The sequence below is a fragment of the Microtetraspora malaysiensis genome (assembly GCF_050947145.1).
In the GTDB taxonomy this organism is placed as follows: domain Bacteria; phylum Actinomycetota; class Actinomycetes; order Streptosporangiales; family Streptosporangiaceae; genus Microtetraspora_A; species Microtetraspora_A malaysiensis.
Map to the genome: position 1 here is coordinate 2,871,979 of NZ_CP191998.1, position 11,989 is coordinate 2,883,967.

Here is an 11,989-nt window from a genome sequence, read left to right on the forward strand (position 1 = left end):
CGTGAGAGGACCCCGCCGTGAACCCCGCTGACTCTGCCGCCGTAAGCCGGACTCCTGAGGCGCGTACCGGGGGGAGCGCCGGCGAACCCGGCGGGCGGGGGCGTCCGGCCCGGGTCAGGATCGCGAGCGCGCCGGTCAGCTTCGGCGTGTACACGACGGAGGGCGCGTCGATCGCCCCCGACGACATGCTGGCGATCATGCGCGCCGCCGGATACGACGGGACGGACTCCGGCCCCATCGGCTATCTCGGCACCGGGGCCGAGCTGGCCGATCGGCTCGCCCGGCACGGCCTCGGCCTGGCCGGCGGCTGGGTGGACCTCCGGTACGGCGACGCCCGCGGGTTCGCCGAGGACCTGGCCGCGCTGGACGCCGCCCTGGACGTGTTCGCCGGGGTCCCGGTGGACGACCCCGGGTTCGCGCCCCGGCCGACGCTCGCCTGCCCGCCGAACCCGGCGCGGTTCGCCCGGCCCGGCGCACCGGTCGATCGGGAACTCCAGCTCACCCCGGAGGAGTGGCCGGGGTTCGCCGCACGGGTGAGCGAGGCCGCCGCGCGGTGCCGCGACCGGGGCCTCGAACCCGTCTTCCACCCCCACCTCGGCACCGACGTGGAGACCGAGGAGGAGGTCGAGCGGCTGCTCGACCTGACCGACGTGTCCCTCTGCCTCGACACCGGGCACCTGTGGCTCGCGGGCGGCGACCCGGTGGCCGCGATCGGACGCTGGGCCGGCCGGATCCGGCAGGTCCACGTCAAGGACGCCTCCCGCGACACGCTCGCCCGCGTACGCGCCTCGGGCGGCGACCTGGGGGAGGCCGTCCGCCGGGGCGCCTTCCCGCCGCTCGGCGCGGGCGACCTCGACATCGGGGCCGTGACACGCGCGCTGGAGCGGGCCGGCTACGAGGGATGGGTGGTCGTCGAGCAGGACGTCCCGGCCACCGGCCGGGATCCGGAGCTCGTGGCCGCCGACCAGGTGGCCAACCGGGAGCGGTTGGCCCGGACGATCACGAATCGGTGACCGCTTCCCCGGAACCCGGCATTTCCCCGCTTTGACGCGGCAGGGTTGAGCCACCGCACGGACGAGGAGGGGATCGGTGGCTCTGGCTCGGATGACGCGGCTGCCCGCGTCGGCGGCCCTGCCGTACGCGCTGCGGCGGGACACGGAGGGCGCGGCGGCGCGGGAGGCGGCCCTCGCGGCCTTCCTCGCCTCGCGCACCCGCACCACGGTGGGACGGGTCCTGGAGAAGGCCACCCGGGTGGCGACGCACAAGCGGCCGGCCACCGCGCTCAAGGGCGTGGCGGCGACCGACTGGTTCCGCCTCGACACCAAGGACGACGTCACCGAGAAGTGGTATCCGCAGGGCCTGTCCTGCAGCTCCGACGCCGGGCTGGCCAGCCCGGCGGCCTTCGCGATCAGCTGGTACTGGAGGCCCGCCCCCTCGGTGGAGCCGCAGCGGGGCATCCGGGTCAGCTTCCTCAACGTCGCCACCCTGCGGTACGCCCACGTGCTGCTGGTGGAGCCGGACGCCGCCGGCGAGCCCGTCCCGATCAACGTCCACGCGGGCGGGCTCGTCTGGTACAAGAACCTGCTCTACGTGCCGGACACCACCGGAGGGTTGCGGGTGTTCGACCTGCGCAACCTGTGCGTGGGCGGGCCGTTCGACTACCCGTACACGTTGCCCCAGTCGGACGTGTGGTCCTGCGACCGGGCGCTGGGCGCGCGGTTCTCGTTCGCGTCCCTCGACCGCGGCGCCGACCCCGTCCTGCTCGTGTCGGGCGAGTACCTGACCTCGGGCACGGGGCGGGTCGTCCGCTGGGCGCTCGACGCCGACGGCTCCCTCGCCGCCGACGAGACGGGGACGGCCGTGCCCGTGGACGCGTACACCGGGCCGGGGTCGAAGATCCAGGGCGCGGCCTCCTACAAGGGGCGCTGGTACTTCAGCCAGTCCGGCCTCGCGGGCGCGAACGACCGGCTGCTCACCACCGCTCCGGGGGAGGCGGTGCGGGAGCGGATGTACCCCAAGGGCCCCGAGGACCTCACCGTGTGGCGGGGGAAGAGCACGGTCTGGACGATCGCCGAGAAGCCCGGCGGCCGGGTCATCCTCGGCGTCCCCCTCTGACAGGTCCCAGGAGTGTCGGGGCCTCCGCGTATCGTGACGGCATGGTGCTCGAACTCGACGGCAGGGAAGTGGAGATCACCAACCCGGACCGCGTGGTCTTCCCGCGTACCGGACACACCAAGGGCGACCTGATCGCCTACTACCAGGCGGTGGCCGAGGGCGCCCTGCGCGGCGTCGCGGACCGCCCGGTCATCCTCAAGCGCTACGTGAACGGCGTCGCGGAGGCGCCGTTCTTCCAGAAGCGCGCCCCGGCGAAGCGGCCCGGGTGGGTCGAGGTGGCGCAGTTCGGCTACGCCTCCGGGCGCACCGCGGACGAGGTCGTCGTCCGCGACCTCGCGCACCTGCTGTGGACGGTGAACCTCGGCTGCGTCGACCTCAACCCCCATCCCGTACGCGCCGGGGACCTGGAGCACCCCGACGAGCTGCGGATCGACCTCGACCCGGTGCCCGGCGTCGAGTGGGAGCAGATCGTCCGGGTCGCCCTGCACGCCCGGGACGTGCTGGAGGACCACGGCCTGACCGCGTGGCCCAAGACGTCCGGATCGCGCGGCTTCCACATCTACGCGCGGATCGAGGCCCGGTGGACGTTCCACGAGGTGCGCCGGGCCGCCGAGGCGGTCGCCCGCGAGGTCGAGCGGCGCGCCCCCGAGATCGCCACCAGCCACTGGTGGAAGGAGGAGCGCGAGGGCGTCTTCGTGGACTACAACCAGAACGCCAAGGACCGGACCGTCGCCTCGGCGTACTCGGTGCGGGCGACCGGCCGCGTCTCCACGCCGCTCGCCTGGGACGAGGTGGAGCGGTGCCGCCCGGACGCGTTCACGATCGCCACCGTGCCGGAGCGGCTGGCCGAGAACGGCGACCCGTGGGCGCCGATGGACGGGGCCGCCGGCAGGCTGGACGCGCTGCTCGACCTCGCCGAGAAGCAGGGCCCCCGCCCGAAAGCACCGAAAGCCGCAAAAGCCGATAAATCCGGGAAAGCGGGGACGGCCGGGGAAAGCGAAGGCCGGCGCCAATCCGTCAAGCCGCTGATCGAGATCGCCCGGGCCGAGACCGAGGACGAGGCCAAAGCCGGGTTCGAGCGGTGGAAGGCACGCCACCCGGACGTCGCCCGGCTGCTGCGCCCGGCCGACGTGCTGGTCGACTCCATGCGCGGCCGCAGCTCGACCTGGACCCGGATCCGGGTCAACCTCCAGCACGTCCCCGAGGCGGAGCGCCCGCCCCAGGAGCCGCTCGAGGTCGACTACGACCCGTGGCGCGGCCGGTAGACCTCCCACAACTCCCCGAGGAAGAACCGGCCGAACCGCGCCAGCGTCGCCGCGCCGTCCGGCCCCGCCGTACGGAACGTCGTCAGCATCCGGGCCAGGTCGGACGGCAGCACGTGCAGCGTGCCCGCCGCGAGCACCGGCGCGGTGTCGTCCGCGCCCTCGGCCACCCGGCCGTCGAGAAGCCGGACGAGCAGCGTCGTGGTGTCCGGCCACACCCGGGTCGGCGGCCCCGGCCGCACGTCCTTCCAGCCCACCAGTGTGCGGGGGCGGCCCGCGTCGTCGGTGAACTGCAACCGGTAGCGCATCTCCCTGGCGTCCGCGCGGTCGCCCGGCGCGAAGAGGTTGAACCAGCCCCGCTCGATCGGACGCCGCCCCCCGCACATGGCGGCGTCGATCCAGCCCTCGGCCCGCGCGGGATGCTCCGCCTCGGCCAGGAAGCGGCCCGCGTCGTCGGCCGTGATCGTCAACCGGAAGGCGAACCGGCCCCCCTCCGGCATGCCGTCCAGCTTCCGCGGGTCGGTCAGCCCCGGCGCGAGGAACCCGCGCATCTCCTCCACGAACGACAGCGACGTGCGACCGCCGGAAGCACCCGGGCCACCCAGAACGGCCGGGCCCTCCGTGCGGTCGCACGCCGCGTCTCCCCCCACCACACCCGCGGGAAGGACCGGTGGCCCGGCCTCCAGCAGGCGCGTACACATGCGGTCCGCCAGGGCCGCGATGGTCAGCGACGGATTCGCCCCCACCGGGCCCGGCATCGCCGCGCCGTCCGCGACGTACAGGCCGGGGAAGCCGAACACCTCCCCGTACGCGTCGCACACCCCCTCGCCCGGGTGGCGGCCCATCGGCGCCCCGCCGAGCGGGTGGACCGTGATGGTCCGGTCCCGGTGCCAGGCCGGGCTGTCGGCGTACTCCGCCCCGAGCACGTGGCCGATCCGCCGCATCGTCGCCCGCACCCGCTCGACGTACTCCGCGCTCGTCTCGGCCGTCCACACGACGTCGAGCCGGTCGTTCCGGAGGCGGAGCAGGCCGTCGGGGACGTCCCGGCCCATGCCGAGCAGCGGAAGCGAGCTGCCGGACAGGTCGCCCGGCCCGAGCAGCGCGGCGATCTCGGCCGACATGTTCGTGTCGTGCCCGGCCAGCGCCCGCAGCCGGTCCAGGGCGAACCGGGCGACCCGGCCGAGCTCCCCGCGCACGTCGGCGCCCTCGACCAGCCAGTCGACGAACCCCGGGTAGCCGCCCTCCTCGATGTAGGCGCCCCGGCCGCCCTCGCCGTCCGGCAACCGGACGGCGCTGGTGATGACCGGGCCGTGGCTGGCGCTGACCGGCAGCGTGCGGCTGCGGTCCCGCGCCCGCAACAGGAAGGACAGGATGTCGCCGTTGCCGGAGAACCGGGTGCCGAGCGTCCCGCTGAGCCCCGGGAAGTTCGCCCGGTTCTTCAGCAGCAGGTACGACGTGCCGAGCGTGCCGGCGGCCAGGACGAGACGGTCGCACGTGATCGTGCCGCGCGTCCTGCGCTCCGGGCCGGCGGGGTCGTGCCGCACGTAGTCCACGGCGTACCCGTGGCCGTGCCCGCAGTCGAGCCGCGGCCGGAACCCCTTGACCTCGTGCAGCGTGCGCAGGTCGGCGCCGTGATGCCGGGCGGCGGCGAGGTAGGTGTGGTCGAGGCTGTTCTTGGCCCCGTCGTTGCAGCCGATGTCGCACTCGCCGCACAGCCGGCAGGTGCGGCGCAGCACGCCGTGCATGCTGCCGTACTCGGGGTCGACGACGGGCAGGCCGAGGCCCGGCTCGGCGCCGGGGGAGGGGGCGAAGCTGATCGCCAGCGGCGGCAGCCGCCAGTCGAGGCCCAGCTCGGCCGCCGCGTCCCGCATCGCGCCCGTCTTCAGCGTGCTCGAATACGCCGGCCGGTCGAACGGGTACGGCGTGACGCCGATCATCCGCTCCACCGCGTCGTAGTGCGGGTCGAGGTCGGCCCGGGTCACCGGCCAGCACTCGTACCCGCCGCCCGGCAGCGCCTCCTCGTGGACGAAGGTGTCCTCGTCCTTGCGCAGCATCACGTTGGCGTAGATCAGCGAGCCGCCGCCGAGGCCGCTCGCCACCAGCGAGTCGCAGTCGCGGAAGCTCCACACGTCGAACATGCCGTACAGGTTCTCGGCGGGGTCCCAGAACGCGCGGCCCATCTGGGCCGGGCTGCGCGGGAACGACCCCGGCGCGTACGCGCGTCCGCGTTCGAGCACGACCACCGACAGCCCGGCCTCGGCGAGCCGGTAGGCCGCCACCGCCCCGCCGAACCCGGAGCCGACGACGACGGCGTCCACATGCTCGGCGCCATGCGCCGTGCCGGATGCCACGTCAGTGCCGCTTCAGAAAGTCGATGATCTTGGGGAACACGTCGATGTGCGCGTTCTTCCCGATCATGGTGTCGATGTGCCCGTAACCGGGGATGATCTCCAGCTCGTGCCGTCCGGGCAGCGCCCGCTCCAGGACGCGGTGGGCGACGATGTTGGAGTCGGTGAACACGTCGTTGTGGTCGCCCGTCACGTAGAGGACCGGCGTGGCCGCCCGGTCCGGGTTCGCCAGGTGGTGCGCGAGGTAGTCCCCGGGCAGCCCGGCGTGGCGGGGGTCGGACGGGTCCAGCCGCACGGCGCGGCCCGCCGCCACTATCGCGGACACGTGCCGGTAGTAGTACAGCCCGGCGGAGCTGTTCAGGTCGGCCAGCCGCTCGTGGACGTGCGTCTCCGGCCGCAGGTTGCCGTGCCGGTACATCGCGGGCCGGCCGCTGCCCCACATGAAGCTCTGCATGTGGCAGGCCGGCTCCCGGCACTCCGGATGCGCCAGCGACACGGCCCCGGCCAGGAGGCGGCGCCGCGACAGCCGCGGCGCGTCCGCGAACCGCGGATCCAGGCAGGTCAGGCCGATGACGTGCTCCAGGATGGGCGGGCCGAACCGGAGCTTGAGCCGCGCCCACGGGTGGACCCGGAGGATCGGCCCCACGCTGTTCGCCACCAGGCTGGCCACACCGCCCGTGCCATCGGTGTCAAGCGCGCCCCCGAAAAGGCTCATGTGGAACGACACCGACCCCAGGCAGTGCGCGATCACGTGGATCCGCCGCGCCCCAACGTAGCGGCGGAGCTCACGTAGCGCGGCCGGGTGGTCGAAGTGCGCGATGTCGTCCAGCGTGTGCCCGCGCGTCTCGACGTTGTACGGAAACCGGTTGCTCATACGGAAGTCGAGCGCCCAGACGTCCCCGAACCCGTTGCCATGCAAGAACCGGACCAGGTTCCGGTGCTCCGGCATGATGAACATGTCGGAGGACGACGTGAGCCCGTGGACCAGCAGCACGACGTCACCCTCGGAGGAGCCCGGCGACGGGTCGAGGAACCGGGTCAGCGTGAGCCCGAGATCATCCTCAGTCGTGAACGGGTGAACCGACACCTGCGCGCCGGACACCCCGTCCAGCGTGAATCGCGGAATGGTGCGGTCCATCTCGTTCCCCTCCTTGACGGCATTTATGCTCCCAAGCCCACCCGTAGCGCCACATCGTGGAAAACCCGTACTTGTCGCGTCCGTATCTCCCGTATCGATGTCCGTATCGAGCTCCGTATCGAGCTCTGTATCGGCCGGCAGACGTTCAGGTCGCGCGGCTGAGAGCGGTCGCCACGCCCACCCGGGACGAGACGTCGAGCTTGGCGAAGATCCGGGAAAGGTGCGTCTCGACGGTCCGCACGCTGAGGAACAGCCGCTGCGCCACCTGCTGGTTGGTGAGCCCCTCGGCGACGAGCAGGGCCACCTCCAGCTCCCTCGGGGACAGCCCGAACGGCGTGTCCGACCTCCCCACGGGCGCGGACGCCGTCCGCACGCCCAGGCGGCGCAGCTCGCGGTCGGTCCGCGCCTTGAGCGTGCGCGCGCCGCAGGCGTCGAAGTCGGCCGCCGCGTCCTTCAGCTCCGCCCGCGCCCGCGCCCGCTCCCCGGCGTCCAGATGCGCCAGCCCGGCCGCGAGCCGCGCCCGCCCCACGTCCAGCCGCCGTCCCGCCCCGGCCAGCAGGGCGGCCGCCTCTCCGGCCGTCTCGGCGGCGCGGGCGGGTTTGCGCGACCGCAGCGCGTGCGCGCGGGCGAGGAGGACGAGCCCCGCGAAGGCGGGCAGGCCGGGATCGTCCATCGCCGCGGCGCGCTCGGCCCAGACGGCCGCGCGCTCGGGGCGGCCGAGGTCGGCGGCGGCCTGGGCCAGCGTCTCGCAGCTCATCATCAGCGTGCCCCGGTCCAGGCGAGGCGCGGAGAACCCGTCGCACGCCTCCAGCACGGCCCGCGCGCCCTCCTCCAGACGGCCCGAGTTGATCAGGGCCTGGCCGCGCGCGTGCCGGGCCATCGCGCCCCAGACCTCGCCGCCGCCCACGCCGCGCCGTACCGCCTCCTCGCCGGCCAGGATCGCCGCCTCGTCGTCGCCGCTCCACGACGCGGCCAGGCAGCGCTGCGTCAACGCGAAGACGAGCTGCTGCCCGGAGTCGAGCAGCCGGGCCTCCTCCTCCGACTCCTCCGCCGCCGCCAGCGCCTCGGCCAGCCGCCCCGTCATGATCAGGGTCCGCGCCTTCCCGGCCAGCAGGTTCGTCAGGATGTAGCTCTGCCCGGTCGCCGCCGCCACCGCCGCCGCCCGGTCGAAGTCTCGTAGCGCCTCGTCGTGCCGGCCCATGTTCATCTCGGCCCAGCACAGCCACGAGACGGCGTCCAGCCACTCGGCCAGGTGGTCGTCCGGCGCCGCCGCCATCAGCCGGCCCGCCGCATCGGCGTACCGCACCGCGTCGGCCGTCCGCCCCGCCGCGTACGCGGGCATGGGCCGCAGCGCCGCCACCGCGACGGCGAGACCCGGCTCCCAGCCCTCCGCGGCGTCCGGCATCAGGTCAAGCACGGCCTGGGCCGCGTCGAAGTCGACCCGCATGAGGCTCTCGGCCACCAGCCGCATCCGCAGCGGCACGGCGGCGGCGGCCCGCGGGTGCGGCATCCGGCCCAGCTCGTCCAGCAGGAGCGCGCGGGCCTCGTGCGGCCGGTCGAGCTGGCGCTCCATCAGCGCGCACAGCCGCGCCGCCCTGCCCCGCCGCGTGTAGTCGTCCAGCGGCAGCGTCCGCAGCAGCTCGCGCGCGGTGTCCCGGCCCTCCGCCAGCCTCCCGCTCACGCCCTGGGCCCGGCTGAGCTCCAGCAGCATCTCCATCCGCGAGCCGCGGCCGTCCGGGTCGTCGGGCATCAGCCGTACCGCGGCCTGCAGCCAGTGCGCGGAGGTGGCGGGCGCGTGCGCGGCGACCGTGCGGGCCGCGTCCACCAGCACCTGGATGGCGCGCGGGTCCCCGAAGGAGCCGGAGCGTTCGAGATGGCCGGCCTGGGCGACGGCGGGCGCGCCGAGCGCGGCGAGCCGGGCGGCGATCCGCGTGTGCGCGGCCACCCGCCACCCGGCCGCCGCCGACTCGTAGACGGCACGCCGGACGAGAGGATGCCGGAAGCGGAACCGCCCCCCGTACGCGCGCACGATGTCGCGCCGCGCCAGCTCGTCCAGGGCATCGAGCGCGGCCGCCGTCAGGACCTCGGCCGCGATGGCGGCGATGGCGGGGTCGAACTCGTCGGCCGCCACGGCCGCGCCCTGTGCCACCAGCAGGGCGCCGGGCGACAGCTCGGCCAACTCGACCTGGAGCGCGGCGAGCACCGTGGGCGGCAGCCCGCCCGGCGCGCTCAGGCCGTCCTCCTCCATCCGGGCCAGTGCCTCCAGATAGAAGGGGTTGCCGCCGCTCGCCTCGTACAGCGCCCGGCGGCGCCCCTTGCCGACGCGGGAGCCGAGGAACTCCTCGGCCTCCTCAGGGGTGAGCGGGCCGACGGCGACCTCGTGCGCCCGCGCCGCCGCGGCGAGCGGCAGCGCGGCCAGCCGGGGCGGGGCCTGGGCGGGGCGGAAGGCGACCGCGAGCAGCACCGGCGCGTCGGGCGGGTGCCGGGTGAGGTGGTCGAGGAACTCCAGCGAACTCTCGTCCGCCCAGTGGACGTCGTCGAGGATCAGGACGAGCCCACCCGGCCCGGACAGCGTGTCCAGCAGGCGCCGCATCGCCCGGTAGCGCCGGTAGCGGGCGAGGCCGCGCTCGGGGGACGGCCCGCCGTGATCTCCGAGGACGAGGTCGCCTTCGTGGTCCGCGATGTGGTCGGTCACCGGGTCCACCGGGTGGCGGGGGGTGAGCGCGGGGAACACGCTCGACAGCAGCCGGGCCGTCGCCGGCCCGAGCGCGTCCGCGACCTCCTGGCGCCGGGTCTCCAGGTGGTCGTCGAGCGCGTCGACGAGCGGGCTGAACGGCATCATCTGCTCGAACTCGGCGGCCCTGCCCCACATGGTGACGCGGCCGAGGCCCGCGGCCATCGCCGCGAGTTCGCCGAGCAGGCGGGTCTTGCCCGCGCCGGGGTCGCCCGCCAGGGCAAGGAAGCGGAAGCCGTGCCGTTCGCTCGCGCCGAGGGCGTCGCGCATCGCGGTGAGCGCGTCCCGCCGCCCGACCAGGGGCGCCGGTGCGCCCGGTACGGCCCGCCCCGCCGTACGACCCTCCATGCCCACCTCAGCAGCGACGCGTTCCGCGTCACGACCCGTTTCACGCGGACATCAGTTTGGTAGGCACTTTACAGATCTTGCGTGCCGGGAGCGGTACATATTTCCCGGAAACGCACATAATTCCATTCCGGTCGCCGGATCAGCCGGCCATGACCCCCGGTTTGCGGCCCATCCCGGCGAGCAGGTAGCCGGGCAGCCCGGGGCCGTCCGCCCGATCCTGCGGCTCGGGCCTCCAGCGGGAGCACTCGACCAGCCCCGGCTCCACCAGTTCGAAGTCGTCGAAGAACGCCATGATCTCGGCCGGGCTGCGGTCGACGGCGCCGGCCACCGACGACCCCCGGTAGATCTCGCGCACGCTCTCCTCCGTCTCGGGCCGCTGCCCGCCGCTGCCGTGGGTGAGGACCAGGTAGCTGCCCGGCGCCATCCGCTCGCGGAGCGCGCGGACCACGCCGAACGGGTCGTCCGCGTTCTGGAGGAAGTGCAGGATCGACACCAGCAGCACCGCGACCGGCCGGTCCAGGTCGATCACCCGGGTCAGCTCGGGGGAGGAGAGGATCGTCTCCGGCTGCCGCAGGTCGGCGTGGACGAACACGGTGGAGCCCCGGCCCTCCAGCAGGGCGCGCGCGTGCGCGGCGACCACGGGATCGTTGTCGACGTAGGCGACCCGGGCGGCCGGCCTGGTCTCCCCGGCCACCTCGTGGACGTTGCCGCCGGTGGGCAGGCCGCTACCGAGATCGATGAACTGGTCGATCCCCTCGGCCGTCAGGAAGCCGACGGCCCGGCGCAGGAAGGCGCGGTTGGCCCGCGCGAGCGCCGGCGCCTCAGGGATGAGCTCCATGATCGCCTCGGCCGCCTCGCGGTCCACCGCGAAGTTGTCCTTTCCGCCGAGGAAATAGTCGTACATACGAGCGAGATTGGCGGTCTTCGCGGTGAATTCCGGCAGGGAGGCGTTCCGTTCGGTCACGTGACCACCTTTTCGTTCGCCGGTCCGGAGGATTTTCACGGGTGATCGTAACGTCCGGTCAGTCCGCGTGCCAGATGAGATATCCCCTATGAATGCCGCCATATGTATGGTGCGCTTCGTGATGGAAACTGGGCGTTTCCCCTTCGCCTCCGGCCTCGGAGGGCTCCCGCCGGCGGAGCTCTCCGCAGGTCACCCCGGTGACCCGTTCGGCTCGGCCGCATTGCCGAGCGGGGACGCAGTCACCCCCGCCGTCCGATGAGAGGGTGACCTCGCGATTCTGGGTGCCCTGATTCAGGGGAAATTTGAATTACCCGCATGCCCAGAATGCTTCCCGGATTCGGCATATCGGACGACCCGAAATTTCCGGACAAATATGACTCCGCCCCGCCCCGCCACGCGCGCTGTCCGCTGCCACGCCGGCGGCCGGAAGCCCAAACTCGGCCCCCGCCAGGGCGCACGTGCCCGGCGGGTGCCCGTTGAAATCAACCTCGGGTTCGTCCTTGTCTCAGTCCAGCGCTGCCACGACCTCGGCGGTCGTGCGGACGGTAGCGATACGCGGGAAGACGTAGTCGAAGGCGAACTCGTGGGCGTGCGCGTCGAGTGCGGTGACCGCGTCCTCGGGGACGATCACCGTGAAGCCGAACTCGTCGGCGAAACGGGCGGTCTGTTCGACGCCGAAGTTCGTGGCGATCCCGGTGATGATCAGGGTGTCGACGGCGCGCTCACGCAACGCCTCCTCCAGCCCGGTGTTGTGGAACGCGCCCCAGGTGCGCTTCACGATCTCCAGGTCGCCGGACACCCCTTCCACCAGCTCGCTGCCCGGTGGCTGCTCCGCGACGCCCGGCCGCTCGACCCGCACGGAAACGACGAGACCGCCCGCCTTTCGCATCGCGTCGGCGAGAGCAAGGGAGCGGGTGACCACGGCAGGTCCGGAATGTGGTGCCGTGGGCTGCTCGACGATGCGCGTCATCAGGTCGATAAGGAGCAATGCGGTGCGGCGGGGATCCAGTTTGTCCATGATCGGCATAGTAGCGAGCCGAATCGGGCTACCGGCAGGGAAGCGGAGCCCGCCCGGCGGTT

General features: G+C 73.6%; 8 protein-coding genes. 3 read left to right on the top strand and 5 right to left on the bottom strand.

Annotated elements, in window-relative coordinates:
- Positions 1 to 17: 17 nt before the first annotated feature.
- From ACQP1V_RS13710 to ligD, 3 genes are all read left to right on the top strand, one after another.
- A complete protein-coding gene (locus ACQP1V_RS13710; RefSeq protein WP_433422718.1) occupies positions 18 to 1,013 on the top strand; it encodes a sugar phosphate isomerase/epimerase family protein in 996 nt (331 codons plus the stop codon).
- Positions 1,014 to 1,089: 76 nt separating this feature from the next.
- A complete protein-coding gene (locus ACQP1V_RS13715; protein WP_433422721.1) occupies positions 1,090 to 2,115 on the top strand; it encodes a hypothetical protein in 1,026 nt (341 codons plus the stop codon).
- Positions 2,116 to 2,156: 41 nt separating this feature from the next.
- Positions 2,157 to 3,380 (top strand): non-homologous end-joining DNA ligase, encoded by a 1,224-nt coding sequence (gene ligD / locus ACQP1V_RS13720; RefSeq protein WP_433422723.1) that lies wholly within the window; start codon positions 2,157 to 2,159, stop codon positions 3,378 to 3,380.
- Here the strand turns inward: ligD and ACQP1V_RS13725 are convergent.
- The 5 genes from ACQP1V_RS13725 to ACQP1V_RS13745 form a co-directional block, all read right to left on the bottom strand.
- A complete protein-coding gene (locus ACQP1V_RS13725; protein WP_433422725.1) occupies positions 3,356 to 5,728 on the bottom strand; it encodes an FAD-dependent oxidoreductase in 2,373 nt (790 codons plus the stop codon). The genes ligD and ACQP1V_RS13725 overlap by 25 nt on opposite strands.
- 1 nt (position 5,729) lies before the next feature.
- Positions 5,730 to 6,863, bottom strand: a complete 1,134-nt coding sequence (locus ACQP1V_RS13730) for an alpha/beta hydrolase (RefSeq protein WP_433422728.1) — start codon at positions 6,861 to 6,863, stop codon at positions 5,730 to 5,732.
- A gap of 145 nt (positions 6,864 to 7,008) precedes the next feature.
- Positions 7,009 to 9,945 (bottom strand): helix-turn-helix transcriptional regulator, encoded by a 2,937-nt coding sequence (locus ACQP1V_RS13735; RefSeq protein WP_433422731.1) that lies wholly within the window; start codon positions 9,943 to 9,945, stop codon positions 7,009 to 7,011.
- Between the two features lie 139 nt (positions 9,946 to 10,084).
- The gene (locus ACQP1V_RS13740; RefSeq protein WP_433422734.1) at positions 10,085 to 10,909 is read right to left on the bottom strand and encodes an SAM-dependent methyltransferase; all 825 of its coding nucleotides are present in this window, start codon (positions 10,907 to 10,909) and stop codon (positions 10,085 to 10,087) included.
- Positions 10,910 to 11,414: 505 nt separating this feature from the next.
- Positions 11,415 to 11,927 carry an isochorismatase family protein gene (locus ACQP1V_RS13745; RefSeq protein WP_387413302.1) on the bottom strand — a complete coding sequence of 171 codons (513 nt, stop codon included), beginning with the start codon at positions 11,925 to 11,927 and terminating at the stop codon, positions 11,415 to 11,417.
- Between the last annotated feature and the right edge of the window lie 62 nt (positions 11,928 to 11,989).

What these genes read in the sequence shown, in the direction of transcription:
- ACQP1V_RS13730 (WP_433422728.1), bottom strand. Translation starts at nt 6,863, where the DNA reads ATGGACCGCACCATTCCGCGATTCACGCTGGACGGGGTGTCCGGCGCG.
- ACQP1V_RS13745 (WP_387413302.1), bottom strand. Translation starts at nt 11,927, where the DNA reads ATGGACAAACTGGATCCCCGCCGCACCGCATTGCTCCTTATCGACCTG.
- ACQP1V_RS13735 (WP_433422731.1), bottom strand. Translation starts at nt 9,945, where the DNA reads ATGGAGGGTCGTACGGCGGGGCGGGCCGTACCGGGCGCACCGGCGCCC.
- ligD (WP_433422723.1), top strand. Translation starts at nt 2,157, where the DNA reads ATGGTGCTCGAACTCGACGGCAGGGAAGTGGAGATCACCAACCCGGAC.